The sequence below is a fragment of the Flagellimonas flava genome (assembly GCF_050617915.1).
Taxonomy (GTDB): domain Bacteria; phylum Bacteroidota; class Bacteroidia; order Flavobacteriales; family Flavobacteriaceae; genus Flagellimonas; species Flagellimonas flava_A.
Map to the genome: position 1 here is coordinate 78,737 of NZ_JBODQE010000007.1, position 24,442 is coordinate 103,178.

Consider the following 24,442-nt stretch of genomic DNA (forward strand, 5'->3'; position numbering starts at 1 on the left):
TAAAACCAGAAAGAAATAAGCTATACCGCTTCTACCCTTACCACCACAGATTTACTTACTGGCGTCTGGCTTTTATCAGCATATAGATCAATGGGAACCAGGACATTGGTCTCGGGAAAGTAGGCACAGAGGTTTTGGGATGGAATGTCATAGGGTATGACCTTAAAGTTTTGGGCTCTTCTTTCTACCCCATTGTAATTGCTCACCAAATCCACTACCTGTTGCGAATGAAACCCCTTTTGAAGCATATCCGTTTGATTCATAAAAACCACCCTACGCTCGCCGTAGATTCCTCTATATCTATCATCCATGCCATAAATGGTGGTATTGAACTGGTCATGGCTGCGAACAGTCATTAACAGAAATTCATCCGCTTTTAATTCAATATCCGGAAGTCTGCAAACGGAGAATTGCGCTTTCCCTCCAGGTAATTTGGAAAAATCCGCCACTCGGGCATTGTTGGGCAAATAAAATCCAGAACCTGATGATCTATTGGAATAGTTGTGATAACCGCTCAAAACTTTTTCAATTTTATCACGGATCAAATCATAGTTTGACCCTAATTCGTTCCAATCAATGCCTGACTTTCCACCAAAATAGGCATCCGCAAGTCGGGCCACGATTTCGGGTTCGCTCCTTAGATGCTTACTCGCCGGTTTTAATCTCCCCTTGCTTTGATGTACTTTTCCCATGCTATTCTCCACGGTCACAAACCTACCTTGATCTTGCTCCGTTCTTCCCAAAGTAGGCAGTATCAATGAAGTTTGCCCAGCCGTAAGATGTGTTCTATTCAATTTGGTACTTACCGAAACCGTTAGTGTGCAGCGTTGTAATGCTTCTGCGGTATAGGCTGTATCTGAAGCAGCGGACACAAAGTTTCCTCCCAAGGCCACAAAAACTTTGGCCCTACCTTCGTACATGGCTTGAATTGCATTGACCGTATCCAATCCTTCCTCTGATGGTGGTTCAAAGTCAAATTCGTCCTTTAGTGCATTATTAAGAGATTCGGAAACATGGTGCATAATACCCACACTGCGATCCCCCTGCACGTTACTATGACCTCTAACGGGACATGTACCCGCTCCTTTTTTGCCGATACTGCCCTTGAGGAGCAATAGATTAACACATTCTTTGATGTTGTCCACCCCATTTTTGTGCTGGGTTAGCCCCATGGCCCAACAAATGATAATTTTTGAGTTTTTGGCCAGAACCTCAACTGCCTGATCCACTTTATCGGAATCCACCCCACAGCGATTGAGTAAATCCAACTCGTCTTGCTGTTCCAAATCTGCTAAAAGTTCTTGGTACCCGTGGGTCTTGGTTGAAATAAAATCCAAGTCGAAAATCTTTTGGTCAGATTTCTGCTTTTCCGCCAATCGTTTCATGATCAGTTTTAGCAGCGGTACATCTTGGTTGACTTTAACCTGCAGAAAAATATCAGTCAAGGTGGTACCCTTTCCCAAAATGCCGCTGACCTTTTGCGGATTTTTAAATCGATTCAGCCCACTTTCGGAAAGTGGATTCACTGTTATGATCTTTCCACCATTTTGTTTGCATTTTTGCAGTGCGGACAACATTCTTGGGTGGTTGGTTCCTGGGTTTTGGCCTATGACGATCACCACTTCAGCCTCATCAAAATCCTCTAAAACCACAGACCCCTTCCCAATACCCAATGTTTCGGATAGTGCCACCCCACTGGATTCATGGCACATATTGGAGCAATCTGGCATATTGTTGGTTCCAAAGGCTCGCGCAAAAAGCCCATAAAGAAAAGCGGCCTCATTGCTGGACCGTCCTGAAGTGTAGAACACCGCTTCATCGGGATTGTCCAGCGTTTTCAAGTGTTCCGCAATGGCAATATAGGCATCGTCCCATGAAATGGGCTCATAATAAATGGAACCAGGTCTAAGTATAAACGGTTCGGTAATCCTTCCACTTTTGCCAATTTGGAAGTCCGTCCATGTGGATAGTTCTTCCACCGAGTATTTTTGAAAGAAATCACGATTTACGCGCTCAAATGTGGTTTCCTCGGCAATGGCCTTGACCCCATTTTCACAATATTCCCCCAGTTTGGAAGGTTTATCTGGATCGGGCCAAGCGCATCCGGGGCAATCAAATCCGTGCTTTTGGTTCATTTTGGATAAGGTCTTGATAGAGCGAAATAGGCCTGACTCCTTGTTCACATGCTCCAGTGCCACCTTTATGGCGGGCATTCCTGCAGCAAATGCCTTAGGTTCAGATACCTTTAAATCTGCAAAAGAGATGTCTCCCGTAACCGAAATATTGCGCTTTTCCTTTTTTTCCATAATCCATCCAAAGCTGTATGCCTAAAGATAGGAATTGCGCACTTCTTTTTAATGGTTCTAAAAGCCAAACCCTTCCTTGTTACGAAAGAATCAGTGGCTGTAACTCCCTTATAGGTTAAAAGTCTCCTTGATGCTATCCGTGGAAAGTAACTTTTTGATCGAGGCAAGTTTATCAGGCGCTCTTAAAAATGGATGTTGTTGATATAGTTTTTGATATTCGGACAACACTTCGTTGGAATAGGTATCCACCTTGCTTCCTACCACTTCATTGATTTTGGCAACAACATCTTTTTGAAAGTGGAGCGCCTTTGGATCCACATAACCCATTTTGATAAAACCCGCTGTTTTACGGTGACACCTACAGGGATTAGACTTATTGATCAAGCCGCATTTATTGTCCATAAAATTGTACAATTGCTTTTTGGCCCTATGAAGTTTAACCCTGAAGTTTTGTTTACTCATTTCCATAATCTCACTACCCACGGAATCTGGAAATTCGAACAATTCCCCTATGATAAATATGAGTCGCTGTTCCCTATCCAAACACAACAGCATGCCCTTCATACAACTTATCTTGGCCTCATTGACCAACAATTTCTCCTCAACCTCATAGGTATAACTGGAAAGTGATTCGTCGGGCAATTTGTCCAACCCTTCACCAAATTGTTCAAAAGTTGGTGGATTTACCTCATGCCTTCCCCGTTTCATATTCAGAAAATGGTTCTTTAAAATACGGTACATCCATGTTCTAAAGCTGCTGCGTTGTTCAAAGGTGTCCAATTTGGTTATCACTTTGATCAGCACTTCTTGGGTAAGGTCGGCCGCCTCATCCGCATCACCAACAAAGGTCAATGCTACATTGTAAATCCAATCTTGATTTCTGGTAATCAACAATTCCAGGGAGGCCTTATCCCCAGATAAGGCCTTTGATATCAGTTTTTCTTCTGAACTGTCTTCTTTGGAATCCTCTTTCATGGTTTCTTGGACATGAGATAACTTCCATGTGGGTTATCAAAGATAAGTAACCATTTGCCATTGGATTGTTTCTGTAGATGGGCCACGGAAAGTCCACTTTGGGTGACCGCTGTCCCATCTGGAGCGGTACCCTTCATGATCCAGGGTGCAATATGTGTGGCCGAATTTCCATTCACAAAGACCTCATGGCCGTTGGGGTATTCAAATTGTGGCTTAATGGCAAAGGCTGCCAAAAATAGTTCCCGAAGCTGTTTTTTATTGGTAACACGCATTTCCGGTTCAAAAACCACCAAGGCTCCTTCCTGGTAACTGGACATGACTCCTTCAATATCCGCATTATTGAACGATTTTGTCATGGAGGCCACTGCACCCAATACTGCTTGTTCTTCTTTTGAAATTGTTGTTTGCATAACTTTTTGTTTTTGGGATTTCATACTTGTGGTCATTCCAAAGCCAATGACCAAGATTACGTACATGTGTCTTTTAATTATCATATTAATTGCTTTATGATTTGGACACATCCCAAATACCAACTGTTACAGTTGTACCCTAAAAATTATGCGATCAACTACATTTTGAAATCAGATAAAGCTTGAAGTATAAAACCTGGAAAGCTATTCCACGATAGTCAACGGATCAGTACTTTTCCAACTACCTCTGGTAAAATCCGGAAAAGGTTGTGGAGCGCCGCCACTGGCCACAGAACGCTCACTCAAGGGAGCTACGGCACTCCAGAAGCATCCCTCGTAAACATTTTGATCCAATGGCAATCCCTTTTGCAAACATTCCACAATGCGATACATCATGATACCATCCATACCGCCATGTCCACTGCCTTTGGTGCTTTCGTTTAATCTTTTGTACAAGGGGTGATCATATTTTTCATACACCGCAGCCAATTGGTCGCCCTGCGCCCAAGAATGATGGTCTTTGGTTATTCCTTCCACACCACCTTCCAAAGCTACGCGGGTAGGAAAACCAGCCAAAGTACCCTTGGTTCCCTGGACAAGGTTTAATCTGCTATACGGTCTGGGGCTGGTTTCATCCCATTGCACCATTACGGTTCTACCTAAAGTGGTTTTAATGATTGAGGTATTCAAATCACCTCCTTTATAGTCCAATTGGTTCCATTTGTGATCCGCTGGGTAGTTCTTTTTAGCATAAGCGCTTCTTCCTATGGCGGGTGTGGAAAAGGAGACCAAACTTCCAAAATTGTCATCTGTTCTTCCCAAATTCATGTATTGTGCAACCGGCCCCAGACCATGGGTTGGGTATAGGTTTCCATTTCTATGGGCATAGTGATAGGTTCTCCAAGAGCCTGTTCCTCTTTTTTGTTCCTCCATCTGCCCTCGAAGTTCGTGGATGTAGGCAGCTTCGGCATGCAAAATCTCTCCTAGCACACCTTGTCTGCACATATTTAGAAACATGAGTTCATCTCGACCGTAGTTCACGTTTTCCATCATCATACAATGCTTCTGGGTTCGTTCCGAAGCATCAACAATATCCCACATCTCGTCCAAACCTACGGCAATGGGAACCTCTACAAAGGCATGGGCACCCTGATTCATAGCTTCGATGGCCATGGGGGCATGACTTAACCAGTTCGTAGCTATAAAAACCACATCGGGTTTGATCTCTACCAACATTTTTTTCCATTGGTTTTCGTCTCCCGAGTATTTGGCAATATTCTTATGTCTTTTTTTACTGGCAACTTCCCTTACCCATCCTATCTTTTGATCGACCAAGTCTTCATACAAATCGCAAATGGCAACCACTTCGGTACCATCCAATGCAGCAAAAAACTTTAAGTGATCGCCCCCTCGTGCACCCACTCCAATAAATGCCGCCCTAATCAAATCCAATTTGGGGGCAGCAAAATCACCCATATACGTAGCTTGGGAAGGTCTTTCCATATCAGCTTTTAAGTAGCTGGGCATTACTGAAATGGCTGCTGCCGACAGCGAGGTCTTTTTAAGAAAATTACGGCGATCAAAGTTTTTCATGGTGCTTTTGGTTTAAAATGTTAACGTTAACACTTTTATATATCGAATGTATGAAAAAATGACATTTGTTCCATCTTATTGGTCAAAATACTTTATTGTACGCTAGATTATGAGCTATTTCTAAGGCTGAATTGGATATGTAAAGCCCACTAAAACTGAGTTTATTGGCCCTATTTAAGAATAACTTTCAAAAAATGCTCTTTATATGCCCTGCCAATGGGAATGGTATGCCCGCCTTCCAAATAAATCTGATTGCCCATGATCTTATCAATTTTATCCGTATTGATGATGTGGGACTTATGCGTTCTGATAAAATTTGTACCTGGTAAGGCTTCCAACCAAAACCGTAATGGCTCACTGGATAAGTATTTCCGTTCCAGGGTTATAACCTCGGTATAATCCGAATCGGAGTCAATATGCAAAATATCATCCAGATGAATTTTGATATGTTCATACCCCGACTTAATGTAGATGTGGCTTTTAGGTGCCATAGCCATTTCTTTGTCACCCGTCAATACATGGGTTGCGTTAACGACGGGGACTTTGGCCACAGCTTTTAAAAAGCGTTGAAAAGAGAAGGGTTTCAATAAATAATCCACAACATTGAGATCGTAACTTTCCAGAGCGTACTCTGAAAAGGCCGTGGTGAGTATAACATGCGGGGGATTGGGCAGGGATTTTAAAAAATCCAATCCTGATATCTTAGGTAAATGGATGTCCAAAAACAAGAGGTTGATAGGTTCCGAATTGAGAAATTCCATGGCTTGTAAGGCATCTGAAAAAACACCTTTCAACTCCAATGCATCCACATCCTCAATGAATTTTTTCAAAATCCTTTGGGCAGGTGGCTGATCTTCAATAATGATACACTTCATCTCATTCCGATTTTTCCAACTCCATGGTCAACAACACCGAAAATTGGTTGCTCTCTTTCCTGATCTCAAGTTCATGTCGGTTGGGATACAACAACTGCAAACGCTTTTTAACATTGCTGAGTCCAATACCATTGGCCAAAGTATCCAGTTCCTTTGCCTCCTCAAAATTATTCCTGCAGGAAAATTGCAATTGATTTCCTTTTTGGCTCACATTGATGTCAATGGAAATATTGGACGACTGACCCGCTTGGCTATGTTTGAAAGCATTTTCGATAAAAACAATCAAAATTAAGGGGGCCACCTTATATCCAGATTTTATCCGATGCGCTTCAAAGCGAACCTTGCCCCTATCCTCAATTTGCAGTTTATACAATTTGATAAAGTTGTCCAATTGCTCAATTTCCTTTTTCAGCGGAACAAATTTCTCCTTGCACTCATAAAGCATATACCGCAATACCCCACTCATTTCCAAAATTATCTCAGGGGTTTTAGGGGAGTTTTCAAGTGCGTAGGAGTACAGATTGTTTAAGTTGTTGAACAAGAAATGCGGGTTGATCTGAGATCGGAGAAATTGAAGCTCGCTTTCTTTGACCGTGCTTTTTAACTCATCTATCTGTTTCTGCTTCTGCAACGCATCCCATGCAAACTTAAATCCGCTAAGGATGGCTATAACCGGAACTACCTCAAATAAAGCATAATATACACCTGGGAAAGCCCTAGCCCGTCTGGTTCCGGGGAAAAATATCTGTTCCAATACCAGCTCCTCCAGTAATATCAACCCTATAATGACCAACAGCACACTGCCAAAAAATTTCCAGTGCTTCTTTTGGTACAGGAACTTAGGCATCAAATAATAGTTAATCAATATCCCAGCCACCACATAGGTCAAGAAAAAGGTCACCTCATAAATGTCAATTTCCGGATGGCGCCGGTCATATGAGTAGAACACAAAGACCAGTATATGGAGGATGACCTGAAAAATAAGCTCTCTACGTGGAATCAAGTTTGAAATTTTAAATTCACCAAAACTATCCATCATAAGGTAACAAAAGAAAAATAATCCTGCCAACAACCCAACTAGGTCTGCAATCGGCATCCTAGCCCGTTATTTGAAAAGTCTGTCGATTACGGTATCAACTCGGTTGTTCGCAGAATTTAAAGGTCGACCATGGAGATTCCGTAGCATCTTTGGAATACTATTTCAAATTATACTGAGTTGATTATGCGATCCAGATTGATATTCCTTTCCATTCTTTTTATGACCTTCGGCATTTTATCTTGTCCGGCACAGCAAAAGACAACCGTTTTTAGAGGTAAGGTAGTGGACAGATCCAGTGGTCAACCCGTGGCCTACGCCACTGTAATGGTTGCGGACAACACTACCAAACAAGGAATATCAGGAACCACCACCTTGGAAGATGGTTCGTTTGTTTTGGAAACCAATGCTACGAACTTTTACCTGGAAATTAGTTTTATCGGATATCAGAAGAAAATTGTGGAGCCAAAGGCATCAGCTGGTGGTAGAATCGATTTGGGAACCATCCAAATCAGCGAGGACGCCCAACAATTGGAAGAGGTTGTTGTGGAGGGCGAAGTCTCAAAAACCGTGTTCAAATTGGACAAACGTGTGTTCAACGTTGGCAAGGACTTGAGCAGTACCGGGGCAAGTGCGCTGGAAGTGCTTAATAATGTTCCCAGCGTCAATGTAAATATTGAAGGTCAGATCAGTTTGCGTGGGAGTCAGGGAGTCCAGGTACTTATCAACGGAAAACCTTCTATCATATCCAGTGATGAAAGCAACGCTCTAGGCACCATTACCGCAGATATGATCGATCGGGTGGAAGTCATCACCAATCCTTCAGCCAAGTATGATGCCGAAGGCACCTCTGGAATCATCAACATTGTTATCAAAAAGGAACAACGAAAAGGTTTAAACGGATCGGTTTCTGTAAATACTGGTGCTCCAGATAGTCATAGTGTTGGGATTAGCTTGAATCGCCGGACCGAAAAATTCAATCTGTTTACACAATTGGGTGCGGGTTACCGCGAAGGGCCGAACGAAGTGGAAAGTAGAAATACCGATTTGGTGAACAATACCTCGGTAATATCATCTGGTGAGGAATTTCGGAATGAAACCTACTACAACTTTGTATTGGGGACGGACTATTATTTTGATCCTACCAGCGTCTTGACTTTGTCTGGAAATTTTGCCTTGGAAATCGAAGATCAGCCCTCTACTACCAATTTTGCCACCTTGGAAGGTAACCAAACCGTAACTTCTGAATGGGAGCGCACCGAGGTCACGGATGCCACCAATCCCAAATTCAGGTATGAGCTGCAGTACAAAAAGGATTTTGAGGGCAATGAGGATCACACTTTACTGTTCAGTGCTTTGGGGAATTTCTTTGGGAAAGATCAATCCTCAGAGTTTATAGACACCACTATTTCCGGAGAAAACAATGATGATTCACAATTGACTCGAACGGATTTCAAAGAAGCCGTTTTTACGTTCAAGTTGGATTACACCAAGCCTTTTACTGAAGAATGGACCTTGGAAACTGGAGCACAATACGTAATCAACGATGTGAGCAACGATTATGAGGTACAAAATTGGATCAATGGCGAATTTGTGACAGACCCGGGGTTGACCAACAATTTTGAATTTGACCAAAAGGTTTTGGGTGCCTACGGAACAGGAGCCTATGAAGGCAAAACTTGGGGATTGAAGGCTGGAATACGACTGGAGCAAACCAATTTGAACACCTTATTGACCAACACAGGGGAAGACAACTCCCAGAATTACACCAATTTATTTCCAAGCGCTCACTCCTCTTACAAATTCTCAGAGAAGGTGTCCGTGCAGGCAGGATACTCCAAGCGTATTTATAGACCCCGGCTTTGGGATTTGAATCCGTTTTTCAACATTAGAAACAACTTTAACATCCGTCAGGGGAATCCCAACCTAATGCCCGAGTTCACCGATTCTTATGAACTTACGGGTATCTTTTTTGTGGGAAAAACAGCCTTAAATCTTGGTGTCTATCACAGATATACCACGGACGTAATTGAACGTGTGTCCACTTTTGAGAACAACGTAACCACACGAAGACCTGAAAATATCGGAACCAACAAAACCACCGGTATTGAATTCAACACCAAATACAGCCCTGCAAAATGGCTGACCTTGAACGCGGATTTCAATTATTTTCAATTTACTCGTGAAGGTACGTTTGAAACTACGGTATTTGATTTTAATGCAGACCGATGGACTTCCAAGCTAATGTCCAAAGTGAAATTTCCAGCGGATATTGATATGGAGGTGACTGGAAATTATCGGTCCAGCTACAGGACATTCCAAGGTGAAACCAACGGATATGCTTTTATGGATATGGGACTACGCAAAAAAATGATGAAAGGTAAAGCCATCCTTAACCTAAGTGTAAGGGATGTTTTTGCCTCCCGAATCAGTGAAAATGAAATCGCCCAGGTAGATTTTGAAACCTATAGCCGTCGTTTACGAGGGCGTTTTATAGCCTTTGGTTTTAGTTATGGGTTTGGCAAGGGTGAAGCCATGCAGTATTCAGGCGGAAGAAGGAGATGATTTTAGACTATAGACTTTAGACTTTAGACTCTTGACTCCAAGCACCAAGTACCAAGTACCAAGTACCAAGTACCAAGTACCAAGTACCAAGTACCAAGTACCAAGTACCAAGTACCAAGCAAATAAAATCAAAACAAATTCAAGAAATTACTCCAAACTGGCCAAACTCTTTTCCAAGGTTTCAATCTTGGCCTCTGCATCCGCCGCTTTCTTTTTTTCCATGGCCACTACTTTTTCAGGAGCATTGTTCACAAACCGCTCATTACCCAACTTTTTCTGTACGGATTGCAAAAATCCTCGGGTGTAATTAAGCTCCTCAGTAAGTTTTTTAATCTCGGCCTCTATGTCAATTGTACCACCCATGGGAATAAAGTACTCGTTGCTCTTTACCCTAAAGCTTAAGGCTCCATCCAGGCCGGAGTTCACTGTATCCAATTGGGAAATATTCCCCAGTTTGGTAATGATGCTGTCCATTTGACTCCCCACATTTTCACTATTGACCATAGAAAGTTCCAAGGACTCTTTTTGAGGGATGTTCTTTTCCTTTCTAATGGTACGAATACCGGAAATCACCTCAGCAGCAAAGTCAAAATTGGAGATTAAGGTAGCATCTGTATTCTCCACCTTGGGCCAGCTGGAAATAATAAGGGCTTCCTCTGGAGTTCGTTCTGTGATATGCTGCCAGACTTCCTCGGTCAAAAATGGCATAAACGGATGCAAAATCTTTAGATTCTGCTCGAACAAATGAATGACCGCATTATAGGTTGCTCGATCAACGGGTTTCTGGTAGGCGGGTTTAACAATTTCCAACAACCAAGAACAAAAATCATCCCACACCAGTTTGTAAATGGCCATAAGGGCATCTGAAATACGATATTTGGAGAAATGATCCTCTATTTCTGCCAAAACTTGGTTGAATCTGGCCGTATACCAATCAATTCCCGTTTTTGCAGATTCAGGCTGTTCCAAATCGGCAATTTCCCATCCTTTGATCAATCGGAAGGCATTCCAAATCTTGTTGGCAAAGTTTTTTCCTTGTTGACAAAGTGCTTCATCAAACATCAAGTCGTTTCCTGCGGCAGAACTCAATAAAAGTCCCACTCTGACACCATCGGCTCCAAAGTCCTCGATTAACTTCAATGCATCTGGCGAATTTCCGAGCTGTTTGGACATTTTTCGACGTTGCTTGTCCCTTACCAAGCCTGTTAGGTATACATTTTCAAAGGGACGTTTGCCTTGGTACTCGTATCCTGAGATAATCATACGAGCTACCCAGAAAAACAGAATATCCGGTCCTGTGACCAAATCACTTGTGGGATAATAATAACCAATATCCTTGTTATCCGGTTCCAAAATACCTCCAAACACGCTTATGGGCCATAGCCAGGAAGAGAACCAGGTATCCAATACATCAGCGTCTTGCCGTAAATCAGATTCTTGGATTTTTGGATTCTTGGTTCGGGCTTTTTGGAGGGCTTCCTCCTTGGTTTCGGCCACTACAAAATCATCCTTACCATCACCAAAATAGTAGGCCGGAATCTGCTGACCCCACCACAGTTGACGGGAAATGTTCCAATCCCGAATGTTTTCCATCCAATGGCGATAGGTATTTTCAAACTTTTTGGGGTACAATTTGATATCATTTGTCTTAAGAACCCCTTCAAGGGCAGGTTTTGCCAAACCTTCCATTTTTAGGAACCATTGATCGGAAAGTCGAGGTTCAATGACGGCCTTGGTACGCTCCGAGGTACCCACCTTGTTCGTATGCTGTTCTGTTTTTACCAAAAATCCCTTTTCCTCCAGTTCTTTGGAGATTTCCTTTCGAACCACAAATCGATCCTTGCCTTGATAGTGCAAACCATAGGAATTTAAAGAAGCATCCTCATTGAAAATATCCACTACCTCCAAATTGTGCTTATCCCCTAAATTCTTATCGTTTTCATCGTGTGCGGGGGTAACTTTTAAGCATCCCGTACCAAATTCCATGTCCACATATTCATCCTCAATAATGGGAATAACCCGGTTACAAATAGGAACAATGGCCTTTTTACCCTTTAAATGACTATATCTTTCATCGTTTGGGTTGATACAGATTGCGGTATCTCCCAAAATAGTCTCAGGTCTGGTGGTTGCGATGGTCACTTTCTCATCAGAGCCTTCAATAGGATACTCCAGATAGTACAGGGAACCTTGACGTTCCTCATAGATTACTTCCTCGTCAGAAAGTGTTGTTTTTGCTTGTGGATCCCAATTCACCATCCGGTAACCCCTGTAAATCAAGCCTTTTTCATATAAATCCACAAAAACCTTGATTACGGAGGCTGACATATCGTCATCCATCGTGAATTTTGTTCGCTCCCAATCACAGGAACAGCCCAATTTCTTTAGCTGTTGAAGGATAACCCCACCATATTCGTTGGTCCAATCCCAAGCGTGTTTTAAGAACTCATCACGGGACAAATCAGCTTTGTCAATACCTTCCTCTTTCAATTTGGACACCACTTTGGCCTCGGTGGCAATGGAAGCATGATCCATTCCTGGCACCCAGCATGCATTTTTGCCCAGTAAACGCGCCCTACGGATCAATACGTCTTGAAGGGTATTGTTCAGCATGTGCCCCATGTGCAGCACCCCTGTTACGTTTGGCGGGGGGATTACTATAGTATAAGGTTCTCTATCATCAGGTTTTGAGCTAAAAAAATCATGCTTCATCCAGTACGAATACCAGTTCTCCTCTACCCTTTTGGGCTCATATTTTGATGGAATTTCCATTTTTCGGTATAGTTTTTGTCTTTAAAGGAATCGGATTGGATTTTTTGCAGGAGAGTCGCCATGTTAAATTAACACTATTCTTCGGCTGAGGGCCAATCTCGAAATACGAAACAAAAATAAGTAACGTTATTACATAACAAAAGAATTTTGGATGCAGGTGTGAAAACATCTAAATTTGAAGTTCACCCAAAACTAGAAATGATGAAAAAAACTGTACTCATGTTGTTTGTAGGGCTACTTTCCCTAGGAATTTATGCCCAGGATGCTACAGCTAAGATTGAATTTAAGAGCGAGACCATTGACTATGGTGAAATTGCCAAAGGAAGTGACGGTGTTCGGGTTTTTGAATTTACCAACACAGGGACCGCGCCTTTGGTAATCAGTAATGTAAAATCCAGCTGTGGGTGTACCATCCCTAAAAAGCCGGAAGCACCAATCTTACCTGGCAAGACAGGACAAATTGAAGTAAAGTACGATACCAAAAGGGTTGGACCCATTAGAAAGGCCATTACGGTTACTTCCAATGCGGACACGCCAACCAAAGTGCTGAAAATAAAAGGAACCGTGAAAGCGGAAGGCGCCAAATAAAGCGTATAACTTATAGAAGAAAAGCCCCGATAAATCGGGGCTTTTTTATTTTATTCAAATACGTTTTTAAGGACAAAGGAAAACAACAAATCCCTGTTGTAGCGCTCTATCAATACCCTCACGCGTTTACCTTCCCGTTCGTTGAGCATTTTTAGCACCTCCTGGAGTTTATACCGGTGGATACTTTTTCCATTAATGGCCAAAATCACATCTCCTTCCAGTAACCCAGCTTCTGCCGCTGGGCTTCCAGCCCTAATCCCTGAAACGATAATTTCTGGAACCAAACTAAGCCTGGTTTTATTTTCCAACAAAATCTGAACGTTTCCAAAGTTGGCATCATCATTTCTTACCACTCCATTGAAATCGGCGATACTTTCCGCTATATAGCGCAACCCATTATGCTGCAAGGCAATCCCAGCAAGGTTATACTGAAACGGTGTTCTAAAATTGGCATTTTTCTTAAGCGTGACCGTTCCACCCCTATAGTTAAAAATAATATTGAATCGCTTTAATATTTCGCCGCCCACACTGCCATTTCTGTCACCCAAATTCTTAATATATCCGAAGGATTCCCTATAGGGAAAGGCAGCTTTGGCATCCTTCAGTTCAAAATCCCCAATTTTTACACCCCTTATCTTGGTTCGCTTACCAAATATGTCACCACTGAGTCCACGTCCCAGGTAATCCTCATAGTTCTTTTCAGGAATCTCCAATCCCTTTTCGGGCTGGTGAAACAGCCATAATGCATCACTACTCCCAGTATCCACCAAAAGTTTTACGGGCACATTGTCTTCATCCTTCATCAGCACTGTTCCTTCCACATAGGCTTTCTTCCGCTCAATGGAAATGGGTATGGTCTGTGCCTTTTTGCTGTTTTTGGGAGGTTTATAAAGTCTAGGATTGTGTAATTTCAGATTTCCTGTGCCATAATTGACTTCCACAACGAAATCACGGAACAAATCAAATCCCAAAATCCCGTGCACGGGAATGCCCAGGGAGGTGGAAAAATTTATCCCTTTGTCCAAAACAACATATAAATCCTGATTATGGTTCGTGGCATTGCCAAGTTTGAAGGTATTTCCCATGGAACTCAAAGCCTTCATGGGTTCGCCATCACCAAGGCCTCTTATGGTCACTTCCGATACATTGTTGATTTGGATGGAATCCTGATCGGAAAGATTGAACAAAATGGGTTTGCTAACCCCTGAATCCAGGACAAACGTCAATTCAGCACCATTTATCTCGACTGGGATGATGATCAAATTGTTCACCATCTCAAAACCAACCCTTTGAAACTTCTGATTTTTGGGCAACTTGAAGCCCTGTGCCGAAACCAAGAAAGGCATCAGCATTAGAAGAAGTGTAAAAAGTTGCAGGTTTCTTTTCAAATTCCTAGTTAATAACAGGTTATGCTTACTAAATATACAAATTAATGCAGATATTTATTCTAATTTAACATTCCCCTAACCCCTTAAATATTACATGAATGTGTTGTTTGCGATTATTGGTTTTCTCATTTTTGCCTAAAATTTAATGCATGCCAACTATTTCTGAAAAAGGGAGGCGAATGCCAGCTTCTCCCATCCGTAAATTGGTTCCATATGCCGAAACAGCCAAAAAAAGGGGAACCCATGTCATCCACTTGAATATTGGGCAACCTGATATCAAGACGCCCCAAGTAGCTTTGGATGCCGTACGGAACCATACCATTGAGGTATTGGCCTATAGCATGACGGAAGGCTCTGAGATCTACCGTGAGAAAATTGCAGATTATTATGCCAAAAACGACATATCGGTTAATGCGAGTGACATTATTGTGACCACTGGTGGATCTGAAGCGCTCTCCTTTGTTATGGGCACCATTATGGATGGAGATGACGAAATCATCATTCCAGAACCCTTTTATGCCAATTATAATGGTTTTGCCACGGCGGCAGGTGTAAAGGTTGTTCCCATTGTATCCAGCATTGAGAGCAATTTTGCCTTACCACCAATAGCAGAGTTTGAACAATTGATCGGGCCCAAAACCAAGGCCATTCTTATTTGTAATCCAGGAAATCCAACGGGATATCTGTATAGCAAGGAAGAAATCCAGCAATTGGCAAAGCTGGTGAAAAAACACAATCTGTTTCTCATTGCAGACGAGGTGTACAGAGAATTTGCCTATGATGGTAGAGAACATTATTCCATTCTTCAGGAGCCAGGATTAGAGAACCACGCGGTTATGGTAGATTCGGTTTCCAAGCGCTATAGCATGTGCGGTGCACGTATTGGATGCCTGGTCTCCAGAAACAAAGAGGTTATTCAGACGGCTTTAAAATTTGCCCAAGCCCGCCTATCCCCTCCCACTTTTGCACAAATTGCCAGTGAAGCTGCATTGGACACCCCGCAGTCCTATTTTGATGCCGTAATCAGCGAATATGTGGAACGTAGGAATATTTTGGTGTCCGAACTTCAAAAAATTGAAGGGGTCAAAGTGGCCGTTCCCCAAGGCGCATTCTACTGTGTTGCAGAACTGCCTATTTCCAATTCAGACGATTTTGCGCAATGGTTGTTGGAAAAGTTTGAAATGGACGGAGCCACGGTTATGGTTGCCCCCGCAGCAGGATTCTATGCTTCGGAAGGATTAGGAAAAAACCAAATTAGAATAGCCTATGTGCTGGAACAAGAAGAATTGGTCAAAGCAGTCCGTATTTTAGGTGCGGCCTTGAAAGAGTACACTAATTAATGAACATTGCGGAGAACATATCCCTTAAAAATTACAATACCTTTGGTATTGATGTTGCCGCACGCTCTTTTGTGGAAATCAATGGCTTGGCCCAGTTGCAACGAGTCCTGGAGTTAAAGGCATATCCCAACAAGTTTATTCTAAGTGGCGGTAGCAACGTATTGCTTACTGCGGATATTGATGCTTTGGTAATGCACATCAACCTCAAGGGTATTTCTGTGGTGGAGGAGACCGATGAAGAAGTACAGATTAAGGTTATGGCTGGGGAAAACTGGCATGAACTCGTTCTTTGGACTCTTGAGCACGGTTTTGGAGGTTTGGAAAATCTTTCACTGATTCCAGGAAATGTGGGGACGGCCCCCATCCAAAATATTGGTGCTTATGGTGTGGAACTCAAGGATGTTTTTGTGAGTTGTGCGGCCATGGAAATTGATACTATGGAGTTGGTGGCATTTGACCAAGAAGCTTGCAATTTTGGCTATCGGGATTCTTTTTTTAAGAATGAAGGTAAAGGAAAGTACATTATTACCTCGGTAACCTTAAAGCTGACCAAGAAAAATCACCAACTGAACACAGGATATGGAGCCATAGAAGAGGAATTAAAGAAAAATGGGGTGATCTACCCCACCATTCAGGATATTTCCAATGCTGTTATTGCCATTCGACAAAGTAAGCTTCCAGACCCCAAGGAAATTGGAAATAGCGGAAGTTTTTTTAAGAACCCCGTGATCTCCAAGAAAACCTTTGAAAAATTCAAGAAAAAAAATCCGGATGCTCCTTCTTATCAGGTGGACAATGGTCAATTCAAGATTCCCGCTGGATGGTTGATCGAACAATGTGGGTTTAAGGGCAAGCGATTTGGCGATGCCGGTGTGCACGAAAAGCAAGCTCTAGTATTGGTCAATTATGGAAACGCCTCGGGCAAGGAAATTTTGGATCTAGCGAAAAAAGTCCAGAGAGAGGTGGAAAAAAAATTCAAGATTAAAATCACCCCAGAGGTAAACATCATAAAATAACCCCTGCATTGCATCAATAACAGGGGTTATACCAAACCAAACTAACCAAAATTTAAATACTTCTACAAGTATGTTCTTTAAGCAATAATTTAACGCCGTGGAATAATCGATTTTCTAACTTAGCGTTACCTTATATACGAGATAAAGCTTATTTTAGATTTTTGCCCCCAAAATTTAGCCAACAGCCCCTAGATGAGTACACTAATTGAAAGACATATTGTTTCCTTACTTGCTGAAAAGGATGATAAGGCGATTTCGCTATTGTATGATAATTATGGGGATACGCTGTTTGGTGTAGCTTACAAAGTGGTTAAGGATGAGGATTTGGCCCAGGATGTGTTGCAGGAGAGTTTTGTTAAAATCTGGAAAAAAGCGGATTCTTATGACGCTTCAAAAGCCAAACTGTTTACCTGGTTGTTCCGAATTACACGAAATACAGCCATTGACAAACTAAGAAGTATCAATAATAAAGCGGACAAGGAAGTCCAAATAGACGTTTCTGACGTATATAATCTAGGAGTAAGTGGCATTAGGCCCGAATTTATGGATGTCCAAGAGAACTTGGATAAAATAGAAGATAAGTATCGTATAGTGCTGGAGGCCCTGTTTTTTCAGGGGATGACACAGCAAGAGGCCAGTGACGAACTGGAAATTCCTCTGGGAACGATCAAGTCCAGGCTCAAAATTGGATTGAGGGAGCTTGGTAAGATTTACGGCACCTCAATGGCCCTTCTCCTACTAATAAATTTATTGTCATGAAAGAAAAAGTACAACGATTTCTGGATTCCGATATATTGGAAAAATATCTTTTGGGTGAAACTTCCAAGGATGAAACGCTTCAAGCCGAGCGTTATATAACCATGTATCCGGAGGTTAGGGATACCTATAACCAATTGCAGGACAACTTGGAGACATTTGCCAAAATGTATGCCCGAAAAACCCCTGAAGGTCTTAAGGAAATCATTTTGCACAGCGCAAAAAGGGAAAAAGCGGTCAGTCGCAAATTCTTTAGTTACGGTATAGCCGCCAGTGTGGCCATTCTTATATTGGCAGGAGCCTCCTATTTCTTCTGGAACCAAAACCAAAACCTGCAGATGGAAAATACTTTGGTGACCAACCAGATCAAGTATCTGGAGGAGAATATGAAAAACCAATTGGAGGATGTTCGTAACCAATTTATTGTCCTGAACAACCCCGCCACCAAAAGATACAGGCTTAACGGTAAAAAAGAAGGCAAGGAGCTTAAAGCAGTGGCCTACATCAATCCTGTTAAGAAGCTTTCCTACATCAATGTGAGCAATGTTCCAGAGCTACCGGAAAACAAGTGCTTCCAGATGTGGGCAGAAGTCAATGGTGAACTGGTAAACCTTGGTGTAATCAAGCAATTTGAGGATAAGGACAAGCTTTTGGCCCTTCCTTATGCAGACAATGCCATTGGGTATATTACCATTGAGCCAGAAGGTGGGAATACTTCCCCTACCGTTAAGAATATTGTAGCCAATATCAACTACTAAGTATTTGTTTAAAATACGTTAACCGTAACCGCTTTAGCTGGGTATTTTGTACCTTTGCGCAAAAGCTGGAATATGAAGTTAGCATTATTGACCATTGGTCTCCTAGCACTTGCCTTTGCTGGAATTGCAATAAAGATTTGGTCCAAAAAAGACGGCAAATTTGCAGGCACCTGTGCAAGTCAAAACCCGTATCTGAACAAAGAAGGAGAGGCCTGTGGATATTGTGGTAAACTTCCCAGTGAGCAGGAATGCAAGAAGGATTCCATTCCTGAGCTGCAATAGCTCGTAACCTACTTGGTAAATCTCAATTTTTTGAACAAAACGGAGCAATCCATCAAGGAAAACATTCACAAGGCCAAAAATGGTAACCAAATGGCCTTCAGCTTGTTGTTGGATTCCTTTTGGAACGAGGTATACGCCTTTCAATTGGCGCGGACTAAAAATGAGAACGATGCCGAGGATATCACCATTCGTACCTTCTCCAAAGCCTTTGATAAGATTGACTCCTATGACGAATCCTATGAGTTCAAGACCTGGCTTATCACCATTTCCAAAAATCTTCATGTGGATCTCATCCGAAAACGCAAGCGAAGCCTACTGGATGAAATGGACAGTCATGGTGATGAAGTAAAGAAGGTACTGGACGAGTCCCCTTCCGTTGAAGACCAATTGATCATAGAGCAAAACTTGGCCAATTTGCTACGTGATATCAAAAAATTGAAGCCCCATTACCAGAAAGTGATCAATCTGCGGTATTTCAATGAATTGAGTTATGCCGAAATCGCTAAGGAACTCAATGAACCTGTCAACAACATTAAGGTAAAATTGCTGCGTGCCAAGAAACTTTTGGCCGAGATTATCCAAAAGCACTAGCGCGTTCAAAGCGCTTGGTTTCCTGCCCAGTTTCGTATCTTTGCACTTCAAATTTCTTTTATGAGCACAGTCACTCAAGAAAATGTTCTCCCCCCAAAAGGAAAACCGAAATGGCTAAGGGTTAAACTTCCCACAGGGAAAAAATACACCCAGCTACGGGGCTTGGTGGACAAGTACGACTTGCACACCATCTGCACCTCTGGTAGCTGCCCCAATATGGGTGAATGCTGGGGTGAAGGCACAGCCACTTTTATGATTCTGGGAAATATTTGCACCCGTTCCTGCGGTTTCTGTGGCGTTAAAACGGGCAGACCCGAAAGTGTGGACTGGGCCGAGCCGGAAAAGGTGGCGCGTTCCATTAAAATCATGAATATTAAGCATGCGGTGGTTACTTCCGTGGATCGGGACGACCTAAAGGATATGGGATCCATTATCTGGGCCGAAACCGTGAAAGCAATCCGAAGAATGAACCCGGAAACCACCTTGGAAACCCTAATTCCCGATTTTCAGGGTATCGAAACACATTTGGATCGTATTCTAGCGGTTGCCCCAGAGGTGATTTCGCATAACATGGAAACGGTTAAAAGGCTTACACGCGAGGTGCGCATCCAGGCCAAATATGAAAGAAGTTTGGAAGTGCTCAATTACCTGAAAAAAAATGGAGCCAATAGAACCAAATCCGGAATTATGCTAGGGCTTGGGGAACAGGAAGAGGAGGTAATCCAGACCATGGAAGACCTTCGGAAAGTTGATGTGGATGTGGTCACCATTGGGCAATACCTCCAACCCTCAAAAAAACATTTGCCTGTCAAAGAATTCATCTTACCTGAACAGTTTAAAAAGTATGAGGAAATTGGTCTGGAAATGGGCTTCAGACATGTGGAAAGTGGTGCCTTGGTACGTTCCTCCTATAAAGCCCACAAGCATATCCACTAAGACCAACCCTACACATTTCTCCTGTTATGAAGCAAATCAACATTGGCATTAATGGCTTTGGACGTATCGGTAGAACACTTTTTAGACTACTGCAACAGCACCCCAATATCAATGTGGTAGCGATTAATGACCTTACAGATGCCAAGACTTTGGCCCATCTTCTAAAGTATGATAGCATTCATGGTGTGTTTTCAAAAGACATAACCGCAGAAGGGAATCATATTGTTACTGAAAATCAACGAATTGCCGTTCTAAATCACAATCATCCAAGCCAAATTGCTTGGGATGCGCACAAAGTGGATATTGTGGTGGAAGCCTCAGGAAAGTTCAAAACCAAATCGGATTTGGAGTCTCACATAAAAAATGGGGCCAAAAAAGTGATTTTATCCGTTCCACCCGTAGAAGATAACATCAAAATGGTAGTTCTCGGGGTCAATGAGGACTTTATAGGGCCAGAGGACGATATAGTGTCCAATGCTTCCTGCACAACTAACAATGCAGCCCCCATGATCAAAGTGGTCAACGAGCTGTGTGGTATTGAACAAGCATATATAACTACAATACATTCGTATACATCTGACCAAAGTCTGCACGACAGACCTCATAGAGATTTGCGGAGATCCAGGGCAGCAGGCCAGTCCATAATTCCCACGACCACCGGAGCTGCCAAGGCATTGACCAGGATTTTTCCGGATTTATCTGATGTTATTGGAGGTTGTGGCATTCGAGTTCCTGTTCCCAATGGCTCGTTGACGGATATTACCTTCAATGTGAAAAAAGATACCTCAATTGCCGAAATAAACAGTACTTTTAAGTATTACGCCAATAACGAACTTAAAAACGTATTGCATTTTACCGAAGACCCCATTGTTTCCATCGATATAAACAATAGTTGCTATTCTTGTACGTTTGATTCTTTGATGACCTCCGTTATTGGGAAAATGGTGAAAATTATCGGATGGTACGACAATGAAACTGGATATTGTTCCAGAATTATTGATTTAATAGCTTTGTTTATTAAGAAAAATTACGTTTGACCTCGAATCTGATATATAAACATCTTGGCGTTTTAAGATGCTTTATGCTGTGCATTTTCCTTTGCACCCAGATTTCGTTTGGTCAAAATGATATAAGTTCCACTGAAAAGGTACAGGCTATTTTCGATGAATTCATGGTTCATCGTCATCAGAACAAGATTGAAAAAGCCCTGGAAACCTTGGATCAGGCGGCGGAAATTGCAGAGAACAATGAGGATGCCAAGCTTTTATTGGACACCTACCATCAATACGCCCGTTTATTCCTTGAAGAAGGGGATCGGGAAACCACCATTTTTTATTGGGACAGAGCCAGTATCCTGTTAAAGGATCTTTCCTATTCGTACGGACAAGCATTTCATAATTATCTGGATGCTGCACTGCGGTATGATGAAGGGAACAATTTTCAATCGCTCAAGCTTTTAGAGGAAAGCAGAAAACTCAGCAACAACCGTAACTTGGGGAATAATATCCTGCTTTTGGAGGCCTACATCTTCACCAATATTGAAAAGTACGAGGATGCCATTAAAAATCTCCATGCATTAATTGTCAATTCCGATGATAAGGAGCGTGCCTATTTGGCTACCAAGGCCAATCTGCAGTTGGCCAAAATAAGCATGGAACTCAACGATTTGGAAGAAGGGGTGATACACTCACAGGCGGCATTGGAACTGGCGGAAAAGCACAGTTTTTTCAAGGAAGTAAAAGCAGCCAACCAGAGTTTGTCCTCCATTTATGAAAAAACGGGAGACTTTAGCCAGGCCTTGAACTACACCAAGGTACTTGAGAAAATTAGAGACTCCATTTTCAATATTGAAAAGGTACAATTGGAGACCAAGACCGCCGATAAAATACGGTTTGAGCACCAAATGAACGAAATCAACAAGCTTACTGCCAAAAATGAGGAATTAAGCGAATCCAAGAACCGTTCTGAGATAACTGCCATATTAACATCAGCGTTTTTGACTATAATTTCGCTTTTGGCCGTTTCCTTATTCCGAAACAACCAGATAAAGTTAAAAACCAACGATTTATTATATACCAAGAACAAGGAATTGGAGCTTGCCCGTGACTCTGCGGTTTCTGCCATGGAGGCCAAGACCAACTTTTTGTCCACTGTGACCCACGAGTTACGAACTCCGCTATATGCGGTAACAGGGCTTACGCACTTGCTCTTGGAGGAAAATCCGGCGGATCATCAAAAGGAACATCTAAAATCCCTTAAATTCTCCGGGGACTACCTCCTGAATTTCATCAATGACATCCTTCAGATCAATAAAATTGATGCGGATAAGCTGGAACCGTTGAATATTGAGTTCAAATTACATAAAGTGTTGGCCGATGTGGTGGATTCGCTACAGCAAAATGCCAGTGAAAACAAAACCACTCTAGTGCTGGATTACGACCCAAATATTCCACAGCAGCTCTTGGGTGACCCCATCAAGATTTCCCAAATTTTCATGAATTTGGTAGGCAACGCACTGAAATTTACCAAAAATGGCAAGGTTGAGGTCATTGCCAAAATGTTGCGCAAGGAGGAAGATGAGGTCAAACTTTACTTTGAGGTCAAGGATAATGGAATTGGAATTTCGGAAGATCAGCAAAAGAACATCTTTGACAGTTTTGAGCAGGGATCTATTCAGATAAATAGGGAATATGGCGGTACCGGCCTAGGATTGACCATTGTGAAAAGTCTTCTAGGGTTATTTGGTAGCAAGGTCCACCTAGAAAGTGAACTGGGCGAGGGTAGTTCCTTCTTCTTTGAGCTTGACTTGAAATGCGACAACAACGCAATGGACGAGGTGGCCTTTGAGCTCAATCCCGAGGAATTCGATTTTAAAGGTCTGCACCTCTTGGTTGTGGAGGACAACAAGATCAATCAGGTGATTACCAAAAAGATGCTTACAAAAAAGGAAATTACTTGCGATATTGCCAACAATGGTAATGAAGCCATTGATTTGGCGAAGGCCAACACCTACAACGCCATTCTGATGGACATTCATATGCCAGGTATTAGTGGGGAGGAAGCTACAAGACAGATCAGAAAGTTTGATGACGAAATCCCCATTATTGCGCTAACAGCCATTTCTTTGGATGATAGTTTGGACAGCTTCTATGAGGCTGGGTGCAACGATGTAGTAACCAAACCGTTCAAACCAGAAGTTTTCTATCAGAAAATTGGGGAGAACATCTTCAAGAAAAAAATGGAAGGCCTGGTTTAGAGCTGGCTTCCAGCTACTTCTTTCATCCGATTTCCATCTTCTAGATTAAATTCATGGGCTATTTCCAAGTAATATAGAGGCTCAACTTTTCCAGAAAGCCTAACGAAATCCTTTTCCGTAGTGAGTACGGAATCGTATTGCTTAAACTTTTCAATCTCATCAGATGAAAAGTTGTGATGATCCCCAAAGGCCAAGTGCTGAAAATCGATTCCTAATTCCTTTAAATGCTGAACCAAGGGTTCAGGCGAGGCAATTCCAGTCACCAAAGCAATATTCTGGTCCCCTAATTCTGAAGGAGCAAGCTCGTTACCTTTGCCATCCTTAAGCTTTTCCGCATAAGAAAGATGGGAGAAAAGAACCAGTTGGTGGGGTTTTGGACGCAAAAGACTTGTAATGGTATCCTTTTCTGTTTTAGCTAGGTTTTTAGGGCATTTAGTAACCACAATAATATCAGTCCTTCGCGCTTCACGCTTGGCATCCCTTAAGTTACCTGTTGGCAAATACCAGTCCTTGGGATATAACTGACCGTAGGCGGTCAACAAAATGGAAAACTTGGGCTTTACTTTTCGATGTTGGAAGGCATCATCCAAAAGAATTACATCCGGTTGCACCAATTCTTCCAATTGCGCAATCCCATTTCTTCGGTCTGCGTCCACAGCAACAAAAACATTCGGGAATTTTTGATGGATTTGAAAAGGTTCATCCCCTAATTCCGCAACCGTTGAAAAAGGTGTTGCCAGCAAAAATCCTTTGGACTTTCGCTTATATCCCCTACTCAAAACAGCAATTTTGTGGTTTGACAAAGTGCGTATGAGGTATTCAATCATAGGCGTTTTTCCTGTTCCTCCCACACTTAGATTGCCTACGCAAACGGTTGGTGTTCTATAGGAAATCGACTTAAAAACACCCCAATCGAACAAATAATTGCGGATATGGACGATCAACGCATAGATCATGGAAAACGGAAACGCTATTTTCCGGAGGAATTGAAGCATAGGG

The 24,442-nt window shown here is 42.3% G+C and carries 20 protein-coding genes; 11 read left to right on the forward strand and 9 right to left on the reverse strand.

Annotated elements, in window-relative coordinates:
* Window positions 1-20 precede the first annotated feature (20 nt).
* From ACRHOZ_RS16925 to ACRHOZ_RS16950, 6 genes are all read right to left on the reverse strand, one after another.
* Window positions 21-2,306, reverse strand: coding sequence for an FdhF/YdeP family oxidoreductase (locus ACRHOZ_RS16925; protein ID WP_431128037.1), 2,286 nt, complete (start codon window positions 2,304-2,306; stop codon window positions 21-23).
* Window positions 2,307-2,414: 108 nt separating this feature from the next.
* Entirely contained in the window at window positions 2,415-3,281 is an 867-nt protein-coding gene (locus tag ACRHOZ_RS16930; RefSeq protein WP_431128040.1) for an RNA polymerase sigma factor, read from the reverse strand.
* Window positions 3,278-3,775 (reverse strand): YybH family protein, encoded by a 498-nt coding sequence (locus ACRHOZ_RS16935; RefSeq protein WP_431128043.1) that lies wholly within the window; start codon window positions 3,773-3,775, stop codon window positions 3,278-3,280. The genes ACRHOZ_RS16930 and ACRHOZ_RS16935 overlap by 4 nt, the downstream gene beginning before the upstream one ends.
* 120 nt (window positions 3,776-3,895) lie before the next feature.
* Window positions 3,896-5,284, reverse strand: coding sequence for a Gfo/Idh/MocA family protein (locus tag ACRHOZ_RS16940; RefSeq protein ID WP_431128046.1), 1,389 nt, complete (start codon window positions 5,282-5,284; stop codon window positions 3,896-3,898).
* A gap of 170 nt (window positions 5,285-5,454) precedes the next feature.
* On the reverse strand, window positions 5,455-6,159 hold the full coding sequence (locus ACRHOZ_RS16945) for a LytR/AlgR family response regulator transcription factor (protein WP_431128049.1): 705 nt from the start codon (window positions 6,157-6,159) through the stop codon (window positions 5,455-5,457).
* A 1-nt stretch (window position 6,160) separates the two neighbouring features.
* A complete protein-coding gene (locus ACRHOZ_RS16950) occupies window positions 6,161-7,162 on the reverse strand; it encodes a sensor histidine kinase (protein ID WP_431128052.1) in 1,002 nt (333 codons plus the stop codon).
* Between the two features lie 219 nt (window positions 7,163-7,381).
* Here ACRHOZ_RS16950 and ACRHOZ_RS16955 point away from each other — a divergent pair, with 219 nt between their 5' ends.
* On the forward strand, window positions 7,382-9,760 hold the full coding sequence (locus ACRHOZ_RS16955; RefSeq protein ID WP_431128055.1) for a TonB-dependent receptor domain-containing protein: 2,379 nt from the start codon (window positions 7,382-7,384) through the stop codon (window positions 9,758-9,760).
* Between the two features lie 147 nt (window positions 9,761-9,907).
* Here ACRHOZ_RS16955 and ACRHOZ_RS16960 read toward each other — a convergent pair whose 3' ends face one another.
* On the reverse strand, window positions 9,908-12,532 hold the full coding sequence (locus ACRHOZ_RS16960) for a valine--tRNA ligase (RefSeq protein WP_431128058.1): 2,625 nt from the start codon (window positions 12,530-12,532) through the stop codon (window positions 9,908-9,910).
* Between the two features lie 198 nt (window positions 12,533-12,730).
* On the opposite strand from ACRHOZ_RS16960, the gene ACRHOZ_RS16965 reads away from it, so the two are divergent.
* On the forward strand, window positions 12,731-13,120 hold the full coding sequence (locus ACRHOZ_RS16965) for a DUF1573 domain-containing protein (RefSeq protein WP_138839447.1): 390 nt from the start codon (window positions 12,731-12,733) through the stop codon (window positions 13,118-13,120).
* A 50-nt stretch (window positions 13,121-13,170) separates the two neighbouring features.
* On the opposite strand, the gene ACRHOZ_RS16970 is transcribed toward ACRHOZ_RS16965, so the two are convergent.
* The gene (locus ACRHOZ_RS16970) at window positions 13,171-14,508 is read right to left on the reverse strand and encodes an aspartyl protease family protein (protein WP_431128062.1); all 1,338 of its coding nucleotides are present in this window, start codon (window positions 14,506-14,508) and stop codon (window positions 13,171-13,173) included.
* Window positions 14,509-14,657: 149 nt separating this feature from the next.
* On the opposite strand from ACRHOZ_RS16970, the gene ACRHOZ_RS16975 reads away from it, so the two are divergent.
* The 9 genes from ACRHOZ_RS16975 to ACRHOZ_RS17015 all read left to right on the forward strand — a co-directional run bounded on the left by ACRHOZ_RS16975 (window position 14,658) and on the right by ACRHOZ_RS17015 (window position 23,443).
* Complete coding sequence (locus ACRHOZ_RS16975) at window positions 14,658-15,848, forward strand: pyridoxal phosphate-dependent aminotransferase (RefSeq protein ID WP_431128064.1); 1,191 nt, start codon at window positions 14,658-14,660, stop codon at window positions 15,846-15,848.
* Window positions 15,848-16,864, forward strand: a complete 1,017-nt coding sequence (gene murB / locus ACRHOZ_RS16980; RefSeq protein WP_431128067.1) for a UDP-N-acetylmuramate dehydrogenase — start codon at window positions 15,848-15,850, stop codon at window positions 16,862-16,864. The genes ACRHOZ_RS16975 and murB overlap by 1 nt, the downstream gene beginning before the upstream one ends.
* Window positions 16,865-17,056: 192 nt before the next feature.
* On the forward strand, window positions 17,057-17,623 hold the full coding sequence (locus ACRHOZ_RS16985; protein WP_138839451.1) for an RNA polymerase sigma factor: 567 nt from the start codon (window positions 17,057-17,059) through the stop codon (window positions 17,621-17,623).
* Window positions 17,620-18,378: an anti-sigma factor domain-containing protein gene (locus tag ACRHOZ_RS16990; protein ID WP_431128070.1), complete on the forward strand. Its 759-nt coding sequence runs from the start codon at window positions 17,620-17,622 to the stop codon at window positions 18,376-18,378. The genes ACRHOZ_RS16985 and ACRHOZ_RS16990 overlap by 4 nt, the downstream gene beginning before the upstream one ends.
* Before the next feature lie 72 nt (window positions 18,379-18,450).
* On the forward strand, window positions 18,451-18,660 hold the full coding sequence (locus ACRHOZ_RS16995; protein ID WP_420398927.1) for a membrane or secreted protein: 210 nt from the start codon (window positions 18,451-18,453) through the stop codon (window positions 18,658-18,660).
* Window positions 18,661-18,690: 30 nt separating this feature from the next.
* Window positions 18,691-19,251: an RNA polymerase sigma factor gene (locus ACRHOZ_RS17000; RefSeq protein WP_431128074.1), complete on the forward strand. Its 561-nt coding sequence runs from the start codon at window positions 18,691-18,693 to the stop codon at window positions 19,249-19,251.
* Between the two features lie 60 nt (window positions 19,252-19,311).
* The gene (lipA, locus tag ACRHOZ_RS17005) at window positions 19,312-20,187 is read left to right on the forward strand and encodes a lipoyl synthase (RefSeq protein ID WP_431128078.1); all 876 of its coding nucleotides are present in this window, start codon (window positions 19,312-19,314) and stop codon (window positions 20,185-20,187) included.
* 26 nt (window positions 20,188-20,213) lie between these two features.
* Entirely contained in the window at window positions 20,214-21,224 is a 1,011-nt protein-coding gene (gap, locus tag ACRHOZ_RS17010) for a type I glyceraldehyde-3-phosphate dehydrogenase (protein WP_431128081.1), read from the forward strand.
* Between the two features lie 44 nt (window positions 21,225-21,268).
* Window positions 21,269-23,443: an ATP-binding protein gene (locus ACRHOZ_RS17015; RefSeq protein WP_431128084.1), complete on the forward strand. Its 2,175-nt coding sequence runs from the start codon at window positions 21,269-21,271 to the stop codon at window positions 23,441-23,443.
* Here ACRHOZ_RS17015 and lpxK read toward each other — a convergent pair.
* On the reverse strand, window positions 23,440-24,438 hold the full coding sequence (gene lpxK / locus ACRHOZ_RS17020) for a tetraacyldisaccharide 4'-kinase (RefSeq protein WP_431128087.1): 999 nt from the start codon (window positions 24,436-24,438) through the stop codon (window positions 23,440-23,442). The genes ACRHOZ_RS17015 and lpxK overlap by 4 nt on opposite strands.
* Window positions 24,439-24,442: the final 4 nt, after the last annotated feature.